The 16,132-nt window shown below is 66.2% G+C and carries 16 protein-coding genes and 1 tRNA gene; 7 read left to right on the forward strand and 10 right to left on the reverse strand.

Features of this window, described 5'->3' with window-relative positions; genetic code table 11:
* Positions 1-14: 14 nt before the first annotated feature.
* Both QMK22_RS11430 and QMK22_RS11435 read right to left on the reverse strand, forming a co-directional pair.
* Positions 15-665: a CDP-alcohol phosphatidyltransferase family protein gene (locus tag QMK22_RS11430; protein ID WP_283497775.1), complete on the reverse strand. Its 651-nt coding sequence runs from the start codon at positions 663-665 to the stop codon at positions 15-17.
* Positions 658-1,365, reverse strand: a complete 708-nt coding sequence (locus tag QMK22_RS11435; protein ID WP_283497776.1) for a TVP38/TMEM64 family protein — start codon at positions 1,363-1,365, stop codon at positions 658-660. The genes QMK22_RS11430 and QMK22_RS11435 overlap by 8 nt, the downstream gene beginning before the upstream one ends.
* Before the next feature lie 160 nt (positions 1,366-1,525).
* On the opposite strand from QMK22_RS11435, the gene QMK22_RS11440 reads away from it, so the two are divergent.
* Genes QMK22_RS11440 through QMK22_RS11455 form a run of 4 tightly spaced genes read left to right on the forward strand, consistent with a single transcriptional unit; the run spans position 1,526 to position 5,634 of the window.
* Positions 1,526-2,773: an ABC transporter substrate-binding protein gene (locus tag QMK22_RS11440; protein ID WP_283497777.1), complete on the forward strand. Its 1,248-nt coding sequence runs from the start codon at positions 1,526-1,528 to the stop codon at positions 2,771-2,773.
* Between the two features lie 10 nt (positions 2,774-2,783).
* Positions 2,784-3,668, forward strand: a complete 885-nt coding sequence (locus QMK22_RS11445; RefSeq protein ID WP_283497778.1) for an ABC transporter permease — start codon at positions 2,784-2,786, stop codon at positions 3,666-3,668.
* Complete coding sequence (locus QMK22_RS11450) at positions 3,665-4,540, forward strand: ABC transporter permease (protein WP_283497779.1); 876 nt, start codon at positions 3,665-3,667, stop codon at positions 4,538-4,540. Before QMK22_RS11445 ends, QMK22_RS11450 begins: the two co-directional genes overlap by 4 nt.
* Complete coding sequence (locus QMK22_RS11455) at positions 4,537-5,634, forward strand: ABC transporter ATP-binding protein (protein ID WP_283497780.1); 1,098 nt, start codon at positions 4,537-4,539, stop codon at positions 5,632-5,634. The genes QMK22_RS11450 and QMK22_RS11455 overlap by 4 nt, the downstream gene beginning before the upstream one ends.
* Here QMK22_RS11455 and QMK22_RS11460 read toward each other — a convergent pair.
* From QMK22_RS11460 to QMK22_RS11470, 3 genes are read right to left on the reverse strand one after another with little or no spacing between them, the layout of a single operon-like run.
* Entirely contained in the window at positions 5,588-7,084 is a 1,497-nt protein-coding gene (locus QMK22_RS11460; RefSeq protein ID WP_283497781.1) for a hypothetical protein, read from the reverse strand. The genes QMK22_RS11455 and QMK22_RS11460 overlap by 47 nt on opposite strands.
* The gene (locus tag QMK22_RS11465) at positions 7,081-7,665 is read right to left on the reverse strand and encodes a TetR/AcrR family transcriptional regulator (RefSeq protein WP_283497782.1); all 585 of its coding nucleotides are present in this window, start codon (positions 7,663-7,665) and stop codon (positions 7,081-7,083) included. Before QMK22_RS11465 ends, QMK22_RS11460 begins: the two co-directional genes overlap by 4 nt.
* A gap of 47 nt (positions 7,666-7,712) precedes the next feature.
* Positions 7,713-8,687, reverse strand: a complete 975-nt coding sequence (locus tag QMK22_RS11470; RefSeq protein ID WP_283497856.1) for a YeiH family protein — start codon at positions 8,685-8,687, stop codon at positions 7,713-7,715.
* Between the two features lie 202 nt (positions 8,688-8,889).
* On the opposite strand from QMK22_RS11470, the gene QMK22_RS11475 reads away from it, so the two are divergent.
* Positions 8,890-9,834, forward strand: a complete 945-nt coding sequence (locus QMK22_RS11475; RefSeq protein WP_283497783.1) for a LysR family transcriptional regulator — start codon at positions 8,890-8,892, stop codon at positions 9,832-9,834.
* 125 nt (positions 9,835-9,959) lie between these two features.
* On the opposite strand, the gene QMK22_RS11480 is transcribed toward QMK22_RS11475, so the two are convergent.
* From QMK22_RS11480 to QMK22_RS11495, 4 genes are all read right to left on the reverse strand, one after another.
* On the reverse strand, positions 9,960-11,033 hold the full coding sequence (locus QMK22_RS11480; protein WP_283497784.1) for a hypothetical protein: 1,074 nt from the start codon (positions 11,031-11,033) through the stop codon (positions 9,960-9,962).
* An 87-nt stretch (positions 11,034-11,120) separates the two neighbouring features.
* Positions 11,121-12,194, reverse strand: a complete 1,074-nt coding sequence (locus tag QMK22_RS11485) for a hypothetical protein (protein ID WP_283497785.1) — start codon at positions 12,192-12,194, stop codon at positions 11,121-11,123.
* Positions 12,195-12,336: 142 nt separating this feature from the next.
* Entirely contained in the window at positions 12,337-13,110 is a 774-nt protein-coding gene (locus QMK22_RS11490; RefSeq protein ID WP_283497786.1) for a hypothetical protein, read from the reverse strand.
* A complete protein-coding gene (locus tag QMK22_RS11495) occupies positions 13,107-13,700 on the reverse strand; it encodes a TetR/AcrR family transcriptional regulator (protein ID WP_283497787.1) in 594 nt (197 codons plus the stop codon). The genes QMK22_RS11490 and QMK22_RS11495 overlap by 4 nt, the downstream gene beginning before the upstream one ends.
* Before the next feature lie 73 nt (positions 13,701-13,773).
* On the opposite strand from QMK22_RS11495, the gene QMK22_RS11500 reads away from it, so the two are divergent.
* Positions 13,774-14,823, forward strand: coding sequence for a zinc-binding dehydrogenase (locus QMK22_RS11500; protein WP_283497788.1), 1,050 nt, complete (start codon positions 13,774-13,776; stop codon positions 14,821-14,823).
* A 131-nt stretch (positions 14,824-14,954) separates the two neighbouring features.
* Here QMK22_RS11500 and QMK22_RS11505 read toward each other — a convergent pair.
* Positions 14,955-15,044: transfer RNA gene (locus QMK22_RS11505), tRNA-Ser, on the reverse strand.
* Positions 15,045-15,279: 235 nt separating this feature from the next.
* On the opposite strand from QMK22_RS11505, the gene QMK22_RS11510 reads away from it, so the two are divergent.
* The gene (locus QMK22_RS11510) at positions 15,280-16,059 is read left to right on the forward strand and encodes an SGNH/GDSL hydrolase family protein (protein WP_283497789.1); all 780 of its coding nucleotides are present in this window, start codon (positions 15,280-15,282) and stop codon (positions 16,057-16,059) included.
* Positions 16,060-16,132: the final 73 nt, after the last annotated feature.

Below are 16,132 nucleotides of genomic sequence, written 5' to 3' on the forward strand. Positions count from 1 at the left end.
GTCAGCGCAGCCGGTCAGCGCAGCGCACGATAGCCGGCGATCATCCGTTGCACGGCGCTGAGCCCCACAAACAGTGCCCAGGCGAGGGCGATCTGCCAGGCGAAGAACGGCACGATCAACCACAGACTGTGTACCAGAATCGTCTCGGTGCCTTCGGCGATACGGCCGAGAAATGACAGCGACCGGCCATCGTCGATCTGCCGGTTGGTGCGTTCGGCGATCGAAGAAAAAGCCAGGAACGCACCACCATTGAGGTAATAGGCCAACAGAACGAGCACGAACGGCCACCACGGGGCACCGAAGCCGGCGGTTGCCCCCACTCCCACGCCGAAGACGGTGAAGCCGTACACCGTGAAGTCCGCGATGATGTCGAGAAAGCCGCCGGCCTGGCTCTGGGCCGTGCCGCCCGTGCCGTCGTCGCCGGTTGCGGCACGTTCGCGGCGCAACCGGGCCAGTGACCCGTCGAGCCCATCGAAGAGGCGGGAGAGCAGCCAGAGGGCGAGCGACCACCACCAGAGCTGGGTTGCCGCCGCGGCGGCGCTGCTCAAACCCACCACCAGGCCAGCGATCGTCAACCGATCGGGGGTGATCCACGGGCGGTCGAGAGCGGTCGCCACGGCGCGCAGCGGTGCGTCCAGTGTCTGGCGCAGTGCGGCGTCAAACATCCGCTTCATTCTCGGGTACTGCGCCGGAATCCGGTGCTGGTTTTCCGCGTCGCCGCGCCCGGTTTGCCAAGAACAGCCCCACCACGGTCAGGCTGCCCAGCACCCCGACGGCGAGCCAGAACGGCCAACCCAGTTCGAGTCCGAAGGCGCCCAGAGCCACGTAGGCGAGAGTGCCGGGGATGATGCCCAGAGCCGTGCCGAGGGCGTAGTCGAAGCGTCGCACGGCGGTCAGCCCCGCGGTGTAGTTGATGACGGTGAAGGGCAGTACGGGGATCAGCCGGGCGCCGATCACCGTGGCCAGACCCTGCTGGCGCAGCAGTTCATCGACGCGAGCCACCCGAGCGCCGGTGAATCGTTCGACGGCTTCCCGACCCAGAAAACGCCCGATCACGAACGCGAGCGTCGCGCCCAGCAGCGCGCCGAGATAGACCAGCAGCGCTCCGAATCCGAATCCCCAGGTGAGGCCGGCAGCGATGCTCAGCACGTTTTTCGGCACCGGCGTGAGCGTGAGCGCGCCGTATCCGAGCACGAAAGCGATGACCCCGAGCGCCCCGGCGTTGCCGGCGGCCGCACGAATCTGATCGACCGTGGGCACCGGGAAGACGATCCCGATCACAATCACCGCGACGATGAAAGCCGCGAGAATTCCGAGTCGCCAGAACACGCGTCGGCGGCCGGTTGTGGCAGCGGGAGTGTGCACGTGGTCCTTCCATGGGAATGGAAGCGTTGTTCCGCGGTTTACCCTAGTCGAAACGGATCTATTGTCCCGTCCGCTGTGCCGGACGGCCTCTGCCTGATCCCGTTGCGCTGAAATGGAGTCGTCACCGATGCTTTTTGCCCAATCCCGGCGTGAATCAGGCGTGTCGTCGCGTAGAGCTCGATCGGCCATGCTCGTTGGCCTGGGAGCCGTCGTCTCGCTCACACTCGGCGCGTGCGCTGCGCCGGCGCCCGATGGCGCCCGCAGTGAGTTCGCCGACTGGAACGACGTCATCCGTGCGGCACAGGGCCAAACCGTCAAACTCTGGATGTACGGTGGCGACACGCAGGGCAACGCCTACATCGACGATGTGCTCGCCCCCGCCGTGGCCGCCGAGGGCGTGACGCTCGAACGCGTACCCGTCACGGACACGAGCGACGCACTCAACCGGGTTCTCTCCGAGTTGCAGGCAGGGCGCACCGATGACGGCACGGTTGACCTGGTGTGGGTCAACGGCGACAATTTTCGCACCGGAAAAGAAGCGGGTGCGTGGCTGTGCGACTGGACGAACCTGATGCCCAACCTCGCCCTGACCGCGCCCGACGACCCGCTCCTGCTGAAAGATTTCGGCACCCCCGTCGATGGCTGCGAAGCCCCGTGGAACAAAGCCCAGTTCACTTTCGTGTACAACTCCGACGTGATTGCCGACCCGCCCACCACCCTGGCGGGCGTGCTCGCGTGGGCCGAAGCACATCCGGGTCGTTTCAGTTATCCGGCGCCCCCGGACTTCACCGGGTCCGTCTTCACCCGCGAGGTTCTGTATAGCGTCTCTGGCGGCTACGAGAACGTTCCCGCCACGTTCGACCAAGACGCGTACGACCAGTTGACGCCCAAGCTGTTCGAGCGTCTGCGGGATCTGGCCCCGTCGCTGTGGCGCGCCGGCAGCACGTATCCGGCCAACGAACAAGAACTCAACCAGCTCTACGCGGATCGTCAGATCGACCTGACCATGACTTACGGTCCGGCCACCCTGACCGACCTGGTCGCCAGCGGCACCTATCCGCCCGGTACGAAAGTGCTTTCTCTGGAGGAAGGAACCGTGGGAAACGCCAGCTTTCTTTCCATTCCCGCCAATGCGGCGTCATCGGCCGGAGCGATGGTCGTAGCCAACGTGGCGCTGTCGGCCGGGCAGCAGCTCGCTAAAGCGCACCCGGCAACCTGGGGACAGTTCACGGTGCTCGACCCGAACGAGCTCACCCCCGACGACCGGGCACGCTTCGATGCCCTGCCGTCTTCCCCCGTGGTGCCGTCTTATGACGTTCTCTCCCGCAGCGCCAACCCCGAACTTGCCGCGGCGTGGGTGCCCGTGCTCGACGAGGGCTGGCGCACCACCGTGCTGGCCGGCCGCTAGCCACCGTCGGATGACGGTACACACGGTGGAGACCTCGCCGCGGGGCGAAGGCATCAGGGGCGAACGGATGCGGAGCGCCCTGATGGTGCTGCCCGCTCTCGTCCCCGCCGTGTTCGTGGTGGCGGGTGGGGTCGGCGCCGCCGCGATGCAGAGTTTGGGGCTGATGCCTCTGGTCGGGCCGGTCCGGTTCAGCGCCGACGCCTACACCGGCCAGGCCGAAGATCTCTTTCGAGCCCTGGGGCTCTCCCTGGCCATCGCGGCGGTTTCCACCGTGATCGCCGCGGTCTTCGGGGTGGGTACCGCCCTGCTGATCGTGGGCGGACGCTGGTGCGGTCGAATCCTGGCGGCCACGAGCGCCGCGACGGTGACCATCCCGCATTTGATCGGGGCCGCCACCGTCGGGCTGCTCCTGGCCGACTCCGGGGTTCTCGCCCGAGTGTTAGGGGTACCCCCCGAGCTCTGGCCGTCGCTGGTCGGTGGCCCCTGGTGGCTGGCCGTTGTCGCCGAGTACGCGTGGAAGGAATCCGCTTTCATTGCATTGATCGTCGCTGGAACCCTCATCACCCGGGTGGCTCGCTTCGATGAGGCGGCTGCGCTGCTCGGCGCCACCCGATGGATGCGGTTTCGGTTTGTGATGCTGCCCCTGGCCCTGCCGGCCCTGGCTATTTCGTCGACGATCGCGTTCGTCTACACGCTGGGCTCCTACGAAGTGGCCTGGTTGCTCGGTCGAACCTACCCGGAACCTCTCGCCGTGATGGCGCTCCGGCTCTTTAACTCGGTGTCACTCACCGCACGGCCGGAGGCCGCTGCCGCCGCCGTGCTCACGACCCTGGTCTCCTTCCTCGTCGTGGGAGCCTGCTTCTGGGCACTGCGCAAGACGGCGCTGTGGCGATGACGGGCCTGGATCTGCGGCGGCCCGGCGACCCCGGCAGCACCCTGACCCTGGCGCACGGTCGCGGCCGTCTGCTGCGCGTCCTCAGCACGACGCTGGTCGCGAGCTGGTTCTTGCTGCCCTTTGCACCGCTCGCACTGTGGGCCTTCGCGAACCAGTGGTCCTTTCCGTCGACGCTGCCCACCGAATGGGGCTTCGACGGCCTCAGCAGCGCGATCGCGCAAGGGGCACTTCCGGCGCTCGGAACGTCGCTCCTGCTCAGTCTCGTCGTGGCGGCCCTCGCGACTCCCCTCGGAGCGCTGGCCGCCCGGGCGCTGACCTTCGGCACCGTGCCCTGGCCGCGCACGGTCAGCATCGCTCTTCTCGCTCCCATCGCCCTGCCACCGTTTGCGGCTGTGCTGGGCCTGAACGTGCTCCTCCTGCGCGCTCATATCCCGCCAGAAGCCGGACTGGTCCTGGTTCTGGTCGTGATGGCCGTGCCGTATACAACCTTCACTATGCGGGTCGCCTACGCCGCCCACGACATCCACTACGAAGAGGAAGCCCGCACGTTGGGGGCCTCGCGGTGGAATATTCTCTGGCGGGTGCATATCCCCCTGGTTGCGCCGGCTCTGTCTCGCGCGGCTTTTCTGGCGTTCCTCGTCGGGTGGAGCGATTACGTGGTCACGGTGGTTGTGGGTGGCGGGGAGGTCGTGACGCTCCCGCTGGTGACCGCGTCGATGGCTGCCGGAATCGGCAATGATTCGGCGGTCGCCATCCTGTCGCTCTCGGCCATCGTGCCTCCGCTGGCGCTGCTGGCCCTGGCCGGATTCGCGGGGCGCCGCCCCCGCACCGGGGCAGTCCAGAAAACACCGAACGTTGGAGAACGACCATGAGCCGCACGGTATCCCTGCACGAGGTATCCAAAACGTTCGGGGCCTCGCAGCATCCCGCGCTGACGGGAGTGTCGCTGGAGGTCCCGGCGGGATCCTGCACGGCAATTCTCGGTCCGAGCGGGTCGGGGAAGAGCACGATCCTGCGGGTAATCGCGGGGCTGGAACGTGTCAGCGCCGGAAAGGTAGTGGTTGACGGCACGGATGTCGGCGGTATCGCCGCAGAGAAGCGCGGCATCGGTATGGTGTTTCAACGCCCGCTGCTCTTCCCCCACCTGAGCGTGCTGGACAATATTGCCTTCTCCCAGCGGGTCGGCGGGGCGAGCCGCGTCGCCTCCCGGCGTCACGCCCAGCACTACCTCGATCTCGTGCAGTTGGGCGGATTCGGCGCACGATCGGTGCAGGCCCTCTCGGGCGGGCAGGAACAGCGCGTTGCCATCGCCCGCGCTCTCGCCGCTGCGCCCGGCGTACTGCTGCTGGACGAGCCGTTCAGCGCCCTCGATCCTGCGCTGCGGGACGATATGCACGAATTGCTCGACGACATCCGTCGCGCCGAAGCCCCCACCATCATTCTGGTCACCCACGACCGCGATGAGGCGTCAGCGGTCGCCGACAACATCGCCGTCATCGACGGCGGCGAGCTCCTGCAGCACGACACCGTGGACCACCTTTACAACCGTCCGGCGTCGATTCGGGTGTCCCGGCTGATGGGTGGCCTCAATGAGATCGAGGGAACCGTACAGGCGGGGATGCATGTCTCACCGCTCGGTCGGGTTCCCGTGCCAGCGAATACCCCCGACGGCCCCGGCATCCTCGTCATTCGTCATGAAGCCATCGAGGTCTCGCCGTGCACCGAAGCGGCGGCACCGCCGTCGGGCGTCATCGGACACGTCTCGCGGGTGCGTCGGTTCGGCCCCCGACGCATGGTCAGCGTCGCGTTCAGGGGCGGCCTGCTGCTGCACGCCGCGTTACCACCCGGTGACGCCGTGCGAGACGGATGCCGCGTGTCACTTACCTTGCCGCCCCAAGCGGTGTCGGTCGTAGCGGTACCTATTGGGCCGGTCTTTGGCGAGCCTGGGTCTGGCGCACCGCGGTAAGACCGCTCGGCCGCGCCACGATTCCGGCTTCCGCGCCCAGTGCGGTGCCGGTCGCCGTGCCGATGATCGGCAGCAAAGCGCGCAGCCCGATGTTCTCGATCGGGTCGAGCACCGAGTGCTGGACACACGCGGGCACGAGTCGGTCATCGCCCGGGTGACTCATGGCATACATGCACGAGCCAAGGCGTTCCTGCGTCTCGATCGTCTTCGCATCGGTGCCTACGACGCCACGCTGCATCAGCTCCCAGGCCGGCGCAACGTCGGAGGCATCCATGAAGCTGTGCACCACGAAGGTTTTGAACCCGAGCCGACCGGCGCGCGCTGCCCGGAGGACTCCGCGTACGCCGCCGGCGCGGCCGAGCACGCGGTGCACCAGCCCGAGCAGCGGTGGGATATCGCCGGGGTGGGCACCGAGAGCGCGAATAATTTTGACGGTGAGGATGTGCGCGGGCACGTCGCCGAAGACCATGCCGCCGAAGTGGTTCAGAAACCGATCTCGAGCCGCAATGTCCTTGGGCTCGTCGGGGTCGAGCAACGGCGCGAACACTCCCCCGGCCCGCAGGCCGACGGTGGTGCGGTTGCATCGCGGGTCACCGAACTGAGCGGCCTGCCAGGGCAGTTTCTGCCCGGCTCCTTCTTCGATGCGTTCCCAGACGGCGTCGACGGTGACAGCGTCGAAGTCTTCTTTCCAGCGGCGGTCATCCCCGATGAACGCGGCCGGTTGAAACGACATCATGTCGTAGGGCATCTCCAGCACGTCGCGGGTGACCGAGCCCACCTGCGCCACGTTCGACGGCGTAACCGTCATATTGTGCGCAAGGTAGCTCGTCACGCCGTGATCGCGTTTGAGGTCCACAAACATGCGGGCGAATTTTTCGCGGAACGGGTTCAGTTCCGCTTCCGTGTGGGGTCGTACGGCGCCGCGGCGGCCGCGCATCAAGGAATCAAAGTGCGCGGCGAAGGAGACCTTGTTGAAGCGCCGCCGGCCGGTGTCGTCGAGAACAACGTCGAGCAGGTACTGGTAGTCGAAATCGCCGTGGGTCATCGACATCGGCTCACGGCCGTGTGCCCGCATGGCGGTGAGCGCGGCCGCGTGATCCGCTGCGGGCAACAGGCTGACCTCACCGCCGATCAGCTGCGCGTGCGCGCGGGGGCCGCGGATGCGGCGCAGGTACTCCATCTGCTCGGTAACGCCATCGACGGTGTGATTGCCGTCGATGCGGACCTTGTTCGCGTCAGCGGCGTGGTAGCACGGCGAACAGGTCAGGTCACACTTGGGAAAGACCCCGTGCGTGCCCTCACAGCCGACCGCGGATCGGCCGAGCAACTGGTTGTCGGTCTGGGCGTGTGGGGGCAGTTCGTTCCAGCGTTTATCGAGCGCAGCCCGCGATTCCGGGTGGATCGGTCGGGTCGTCAGCTCAAATGCCCGCAGGGCGTTGGTGATCTTCACCGGGTCCCGGGTTTCCGGTGATCGGCACTCGCCAAGTCTTGCGCCATGGCGCTGGCTTCGCGCACCAGGTCGGCGTCACGGGCGACCTTGGCTGCGGTGATAGCGCCGTCGTACAGCAGTACCAGGCGGGAGACAACGCCGGCGTCGGGGTTCTCCTGAACAAGACCGGCCAGGTGTGAGCGCACCGCGTCACGGTACCGGTCTGCGACCTGTCGCACCGCCACGCACTCCGGCAGTTCGATCACCGCGTTGGTGAACGGGCAGCCGTAGAAGGTCTGGGATTCGACGGAGAGTGCGAGCGCTTCGAAGACGGCAGCGACCCTCGCCTGCGGGGAGAACTGGGCGTCGTCGAGTGCGCGGGATTGCTCAACCCAGCCATCGAGTTCGTTCTCCAGATACGCCACCACGAGCGCTTCCTTGCTGGCGAAATTGTTGTACAGGCTTGCCTTCGCCACCCCCGCACCGCGGACAACGAGATCGATGCCCGTGGCGTTGATTCCGTTTTCATGAAACAGGTGACTGGCGGATGCGAGGAGGCGCGCGCGCGCGCTCGCCACCGGCGCTGCGATCGTGGATTCCATAGCTGGAGTTTACCAGACCGATCGGTATAGTCGATAGTGCTCGCGGTTCACCCGAGTTGCACGGCGCCCCAGGCGAGCGACGCGATGAGCGTCCACGACAGCAATGCCACCAGAAGGGCGCGCCATCCGGTGCGCACGAGCGGGCCGAGCCGAACGGCCGTGCCGAGAGCGAAGAGCGCCATCGCCAACAAGACGGTTTGCACGGTGTCGGCGCCGTCGGTGACGGCGATCGGAAGCGGAACGAGTGTGCGCACCAGCATGGCGGCGATGAATCCGGCGACGAACAGCGGCACGATTGGCGGGTGCTTCGTGCCGACCGCGGGGATATCCGCGCGGCGCCGCACAATAAACGAGGTGATGGCCACCATCGGAGCGAGCATCAGCACGCGGGTGAGCTTAATCACGATGGCAACGGCCAGCGCTGCGGGGCCGGCGATCTGGGCGGTGGCGACGACCTGACCGACATCGTGCACGCTCGCGCCGACCCAGTGACCGAACTGCAGCGCAGAGAAGCCGAGCGGATGCCACAACAGCGGCAGCACAACGATAGCCAAGGTGCCACAGAGCGTGACGAGGGCGACCGGCGTAGCGGTGTCTTCGTCTTTCGACTTCACGACCTGGCTCATCGCACCGATCGCGGATGCCCCGCAAATCGAGAACCCCGTCGCAATCAACAACGGTTGGTGACCGGGCAATTTGAAGAGCTTGCCCAGCCACAACGTCACCACGAAGGTAATCGCAAGAACCGCGACGACGGAGGCGATCGAGACCCAGCCGAGGTGGGCGATATCGATCAGGCTCAGCTTGAGGCCGAGCAGCACGATGCCCAGACGCATGAACGTCTTGGCCGCGACACTCAGCCCGGGAGCGAGTCGACCCTGCAGCGCGGGACGGGCGACCGGAAGTTGTGCCACCAGAATGCCCAGGGCGACGGCGGCGGTGAGCAGCGGAATGCTCGGCATCAACAAGTGGATGCTCCACGCGAGCAGCGCCGCCGCTCCGGCGGCAGCGACCCCCGGCATCCAGCTCACGGATCGAAGCGGCTTCGTGCCCGTCTGGCCAGAATCCCCCGGCTGCGCCTGCAGCGAATCCGCGCTGGAGAAATCGGCACGGTCGGGACGTATCTCTGCTGAACTCACAGTTCCTACTCTCGTCCCGGTGCGGGCGTGGCTGTAGAGGGCGTAACGTTGGACGGGCACAAGTCAGACTTGTAGGAGGTGCGCAGTGCTCGGTCCCCACGTACCCGACCTTGCCGGGTTGCAGATGCTCGTCTCCGTCGGAGAGCTCGGCAGTCTCACCCGCGCGGCGGCGGTTCTCGGCGTCTCTCAGCAGGCGGTCTCGTCGCGGGTGCGCTCGCTGGAAGGCCAGATTGGGGCATCCCTCATCGTGCGGTCTGCGCGCGGATCCACGTTGACCGCCACCGGGACCATGGTCACCGGCTGGGCCGCGGACGTGCTCGAGGCGGCAGCGCGTATGGAGGCCGGGATCGAGGCCCTCCGCTCGCAAGCGCTGCGTCACCTCGATGTTGCGGCCAGCCTCACGATCGCCGAGTATCTCCTGCCGCGCTGGCTGGTCACGCTGCGCGACCGGGAGGAATCGGCCGGTCACGTGGCGACCAGAGTCGGACTGACCGTCGCCAACAGCGAGGCGGTGATCGCTCTGGTGCGGGCCGGCACGGTACCACTCGGGTTCATCGAAACCCCCAATATCCCGGCAGACCTGCGCACCGCGACCATCGGGCACGATACCTTGATGGTCGCAGTCGCTCCAACGCATGCCTGGGCGCAGCGGCGACGGCAGCAGGTGACCGCGCAGGAGTTGGCCGACACCCCGCTGATCACACGCGAAGAGGGCTCGGGCACCCGTCAGGCGCTCGACCATTTGCTCGAGAGTGTTCCCGAAGTATCCGGCGCCCTCGCCTCGCCACGCCTGGAATACTCCACTACAGCCGCCGTTCGCACGGCAATTGCATCCGGGGTGGCGCCCGGTGTGCTCAGTTCGATGGCGATTGCCGATGATCTGGCCCTCGGGCGATTGATCGCGATAGACGTGGCCGGGCTCACCCTGACCAGAACGCTGTCAGCCGTGTGGGCCAGCGGCCCCCACCCCTCTCAGGTCCTGGCGCAGGAGATGATAGCGATTGCGCGCCAGCCGCTCCCACAGACCTGATGACGTAGCGAGACCTTCTCGACGCAGCGTTCGCCGAAGAATAGATCGTCGAACGGCTGATCCTTGGGTGGACCAACGGGCGTCTGACCGCCGCGCTGGCCCCACCCAACCAAGCTTGGTTCAGATCAGTTCAGTGCGATCCGGCGGTGCTTCGTCAGCACCAGACCGAGACCTGCGAGCAGGACCAGGAGAGCCGTGACCAGACCCGAGAAGACATTCGCTCCGGTCGATGCGAGCGTCGTGGTCGAACCCAGAGCAGCGAGCGTAACCGGGGTAACCGTCGTGACCGGTGTCGTCGACGTGGTCGGTGTAGCGGGCGTAACCGGCGTGGTCGGCGTCATCGGCGTCGTCGGCGTCGTCGGCGTCGTCGGCGTGGTCGGCGTCGTCGGCGTGGTCGGCGTCGTCGGCGTGGTCGGCGTCGTCGGCGTGGTCGGCGTGGTCGGGTCACCGATTACCGTGACGGCATTGCCACTGATGGTGATCGGCAGGGCGATGTTCGGAATGATCTGTGTGCCGCCGAGGATGCTGCCAATTCCAGTGGTCGTCGGAACGCGCATCGCAGAAACCGGCGCAGCCACCGGCGCAGCCGAGGCAGCGGGCGCAGCCGGGTCACCGATCAATGTGATGGCGTTTCCGCTGACCGTCACGGGCACCGCAACATTCGGAATGACCTGCGTGCCACCAAGGATGCTGTCAGCTCCGGTGGTCGTCGGAACGCTCGTCGACGCAACCGGCGCTGCGACCGGCGCAGCCGAGGCAGCGGGCGCGGCCGGGTCACCGATCAACGTGATGGCATTTCCACTGACCGTCACGGGCACCGCAACATTCGGAATGACCTGCGTGCCACCAAGGATGCTGTCAGCTCCGGTGGTCGTCGGAACGCTCGTCGACGCAACCGGCGCTACGACCGGCGCAACGGAGGCAGCGGGCGCAGCCGGGTCACCGATCAACGTGATGGCATTTCCACTGACCGTCACGGGCACCGCAACGTGCGCAATGGCTTGCAGGCCACCGAGAATGCTGTCGGCGCCGGTGCTGGTCGGCGCCGACGGGGCGGGAACTGCGGTGAGGATCTGTCCGATCGACAGGCCATCGATTGCGGGAGCCGGTTCGGCGGCATTCGCCGCTCCGATTCCAACGATCGACAGACCTCCAACGAGGGCTGCGCACAGCAGGCCCTTTTTGACGAATGAATGCATGGTTCTACTCCAGTTGTGTGAATGATGGTGTGCTCCCAGGGGGAGGCTTTGGTCTGCGTGCTGCCATAAGAGGGCAGGGCAGACCCATCAGTCGGGAGTAGGAACCGAGTCGAAATGCGGCGCTGACGGAAGTCCGTCACGGCCGAGAGCAGACAGGGTGAGAGCGCTGGCCGGGGCCGCGACCACCGGTGTGAAAGCATCCGCACCCGGGTTGGGCGTGCTGCCCGAACCGGTTGACCCCGCAGCGGATGCTGGCACGATCGCGTCGGTGGTTAGGGGTGTGGGCTGATCTGGAAAATGGCGCCCAGGCGCCGGGGCCTGTCTGATCTCACCCGCAGCGTTCGTCGTGATGACCGTGGACGACGGGACGACCGGTCGTAGTACCGCGCCTGATGCTCCTGGCGATGCGTCCGGCAGCCCTGCCGCGTCAGCCAGGCTGGCTTGAACGCTGATCGGGGCCGGTGCGGTCGGGGCTTCGTCGTGGCCCGGCACCTGGGTGCTTCCACCGGGAGTGGGGCCGACGGGGCCTGGGTGGAGGCAGTCGGTGATCGGAGCCAGCACGTCGGTTACCGGAGCCAGCACGTCGGTTACCGGGGCCAGCAGGTCGGTTACCGGAGACAGTGCCGCAGTGACCGGTGCGACCATGCCAGCTATGGGCATCAGAGCATCGGTAACCGGGGAGAGAGCGTCGGCGATGGGGAGCAAGACCCCCGTGGCGGGAGCGATCACTGCGCCGGCCAGTGGGGCGACACCAGTGATCACTGGTTGCACGGCCGCGCCGACCGGAGTCACTACCGGCGTAACGACGGCATGGACCGGCGCGGACACCGGCGCGATGACCGCTTTAACGACGGCCGAAGCAGAATCTGTGGCCGGCGTCGCGACGGCGACGGCGACGGAGACGACGGGGTTTATCACGGCGACGACGGGCGCGGCCACCGTGGCGATGACGGGCGTGAGGGCAGCAGCCGTGCTGTCCAGCACGGAAGAGCCGGCCGATGAGGCTCCGCCCAAAAGATCGAGGCCATCGGTGATCGCGGCCTGGGCCGGGGAAGCTCCGCCTCCGATCAGGCTGACAGCAGACCAGGCCAGTGCAACAGCCGCACCAACGAGGGCCAGGCGCACACCGGCGGAGGCGGGACGCCGCTTCTGCTCCTCCATGCGGCTCCCCCCAGTGTGTTCGTCGAACACTCAGCACAGCAGAAAAGTGCTTATAAGTCCAGTTTTTCGGACAGGTCGAGATCACCGTTTTACCGAGAGGGCATCGAGGCGACCGCGCTCCGGGTGCCACGAGCCGTTGCTGTCATCGTCCGGAAGTCTTCACGATGGGCGTCTGCCCGCACGTTGACCTCATGGCGAGGGCGACCCGTTCGTCATCCCCGGGCAGCCCCTGGGCGACGCTCCCCACCTGAGAAGAATTTCGAGCAATGCGGCCACCATCGGTGAGTATGATCTGCGTTCGGGTGATGTCGTACGTTCCGTCGGCCTGCCGTGAGGCCAAAACGCCGTACAGAAGGCTGCCGCCGTTCTGATCGGTGCACTGCACGCCGGTGCCATAGTCGCTGAACCCGTTGAGCCCGAACCGGTACGGCGTTCCACCCGAATCGGTCGTAGTGACAAACGCGCAGTCGATAAAGGCGTGCAGCGTTGCCGTTCGACCATCGTCAAGAACAGTGACCGTGGCTCCCTCACGAATCGACGTCCAGCCACTGTGAGTATTCGGTCCCGCGAGGTCATCTTTCAGTAGAACGGTAGCCCCGGACGCCGTCCGAATGCCGTAGTAGAAGCCGTCCTCCTCGGAGTAGAACTCAGCGTCCCCCCGCCCGTCGCCGTCGACATCCTGAATCGTGGCGAGGGCGGCGTCGGCGGGAACAGGTACATCGTTGGCGGGGCATCCGGCGGCGGCAGTCGTGGTCGGTGACGGGCTGATGGTGGGAGCTGTCGTTTCACCCGTCGGCGAGGGGGCTACCGTCGGTGAAGCGGATACCACCACTGTCGGCGCCGAGCCCCCGGTGGTAGCGCAACCGGTCAGCAGGAATGCCAACGCGATACCGATGATGACCCCGTGTCGTCTCATGAGGGCGAGTGTACTGCTGCGCCCCGTTCTGTGTTCGACGCCACCAGCGCGCGGGCCAGGTCGGCGCTGACCGTGAGGGTGTCGAGCGGGAGTGGCTGTGTGACAAGGGCGCCCTCATGCAGCACGAAGAGTTGCATGGCCAGTGCTGCGGGAGTTGAGCTGTTCGCCGCGGTGGCGAGTTCCTCGAAAAGATTCAGCAGCCAAAGCTTCTGGTTCGACGCAACGCGGTGCGCCGGATGGGCTGGGTTGGGGAACTCGGCCAGTGCATTGATGAATGCGCATCCGCGGGGGTTGGTCGTATTCCACGTGCGGAGGGCGACGAAGGGCGCGGCTACTGCCTCGACCGGAGAGTCGCAGGCAGCAACCGTGGCGCGAACAAGTGACTGCCAGCGCTGTTCACGCTCCTCCAGGTAGGCCACCACGAGGTGGTCTTTTGAGCCGAACTGGTTGTAGAGGGTGCGCTTGGTTACGCCGGCGTGTTCGGCGATCAGATCAACACCGACCGCCGTGATTCCTCGATCGTAGAAGAGGTCGCCGGCCGCTGCCAGCACGCGATGACCAGCAGGGGTCATGAGCTTTGCTTCCGCCACGAGACATTCCTTTACCGATCGGTGTACTGTAGCGTGAGTTCACAGATCAGTATACCTCTAAGGAGTTCAGTAAATGGGCATTCCCCAGACCATGCGTGCCGTGCGCATCACACAACACGGAGGACCGGAGGTTCTTGATCTCGCCGAGGTGCCCGTGCCGGTTCCACAGGCGGGAGAAGTCCTGATCCGGGTCAGCGCCGTTGCTCTGAACAACACCGATTTATGGACTCGGGAAGGTGCCTACGGGCGCCCGGGAGACCCGACGGCGCTGTCGGGTTGGCGTGGTCCGATCGATTTCCCGCGCGTTCAGGGCGCGGATGTCGCGGGCCGGGTCGCAACCGTCGGCACCGGCGTAGACGCAGGTCTCGTGGGACAGCGAGTGGTCGTCGACCCGACAATTTACGACTCCGAAGGACCCGACGCGAACCCGGTGGGCCTGATGGGTAGCGAATGCGACGGCGGGTACGCCGAGTATGTGGTCGCCCCGGAGAATCGTGTGCACGATATGACCGGGTCCCCGCTCACCGACGATCAGCTGGCCGCGTTGCCGACCGCTTTCGGCACTGCGCTGGGAATGATCGAGCGAGGCAGGCTGAAAGAGAACGAGACCGTGCTGGTCTCGGGAGCGTCCGGCGGTGTCGGCATTGCGCTTGTGCAGATCGCCCGCGCCCGCGGTGCCAGAGTGGTCGCCATCAGCAGCGGATCCAAGATCGATACGGTGCGCGAGGCGGGCGCCCATGAAGTCGTCGACCGTGCGGGAGACATCGCCGAGCAGGTGCGCGCTGCTGCCCCGGAGGGTATCGACGTAGCCCTCGATGTCGTCGCCGGGGAACTGGTCAGTGACGGACTACCGCTGCTGCGCGAAGGGGGCCGCTGGGTGATCGCCGGCGCCCTCGGCGGGTACGGCGTGAGCTTCGACGTGCGCCGTCTCTACCTACACAACGCGCAGTTGATCGGCTCCTCGATGTACACACCCACGCATTTTGAGATGCTCATGAACATGGCGCGGCGGTCCGAGATTCACCCCATCATCGCCGCGACCTTCCCGCTGGAGCAGGCTGCCTTGGCGCAGGAAGAGCTGGCCCGCAGAGGACACGTCGGCAAGATCGTCTTGCACCCATAGCGGAAAGCATCCGGGCGCCGGCCGCTCGAAACCGGGTCGCGACTAAAGCCACGATAATTCCGAAACGACCATCCGGGCAAAACGAAACCCCCTACTCCCCAGTGAAACACTGGGATGTAGGGAGTTTTTCGTGGCGGTACCGGTGGGATTTGAACCCACGGTGGAGTCTCCCCCACACGACTTTTCGAGAGTCGCACCTTCGGCCGCTCGGACACGGTACCGCCGTCGATCCTAGTAGAGACTTGGGGCGGAAGCGAATCGGCGAACGGTTCGAGTTGCCGGCGGCATTTCACATTGCGCGGGGACTGCGCCGCTACGCGGGAGGTAGAACTGGCGCGTATTGGCGCACGTCCCGCGCACCGCGTTTCATCGCGCTCCGAAACACTCGGCCATCCCGAAGATCCCGAATCGCGAACGTGCAGCAGACACACGGATACCGCGGAGTAGCCTCAGCGGGTGACCTCACCTACCCCCCGCATCCGCTCTACAATCGCTGGCGGTGCACTCTTCGTCGCGACCAGCATCGTGGTGGCATCGACCTGGTTCCGCCGCGACCACGAGCAGCAGAAGGCCATCCTCAACAAAACCCTGCCGGTGCACTCGGCCTGGTGGCGCGACCACGCCATACAGTCAGGAGAGCTGCTCTACGTTGCGATCGGCGATAGTGCCGCCCAGGGCATCGGAGCTTCCAGCCCGAACAAGAGCTACGTCGGCGTGCTCGCCGATCACCTGCGTCTCGTCACTGGTCAGACTGTGCGCGTCGTGAACCTCAGCGTGTCGGGCGCAACGGTGGCTCTGGCCGCGCGCGACCAGCTGTCCCGTTTCGAAGCGCTTAAGCCCGACCTCGTCACGGTCGCGATCGGCGCCAACGACATCGCCCAGTGGAACCCGGAGCGGTTCGAAGCGGGCATTCGCACCGTCTTTACGGCGCTGCCGCCGACCGCCCTGGTCGCCGACGTGCCGTGTTTTCACCTGCCGCACAACGAAGTCAAGGTCGCGGTGGCGAATGAGATCATTCGTCGGGTTGCCGCCGAGCACGAGCTGACCGTGGTTCCCCTACACGCGACGACCAAACGGGCGGGCATTCGCAGCATTACGACGCACGTCGCTAAAGATCTGTTTCATCCCAACGATCGCGGCTACCGGTCGTGGGCCGAGGCGTTTCTGCCGGCGCTCAGCGCCGACGTCGCCCATCGCTTCTCGGAGGTCGGCCAAGCAGCGGACGGCACCGATTAGACCCGGTATGCGCCTTACCACCGTGCTGGAACCATGCGCGCGGTCGTGTGTCGGTGGCCCCGGCTAGGCTCAA

Origin of the sequence: Cryobacterium sp. PH29-G1, from assembly GCF_030063365.1 — a bacterium.
Classification (GTDB): domain Bacteria; phylum Actinomycetota; class Actinomycetes; order Actinomycetales; family Microbacteriaceae; genus Cryobacterium.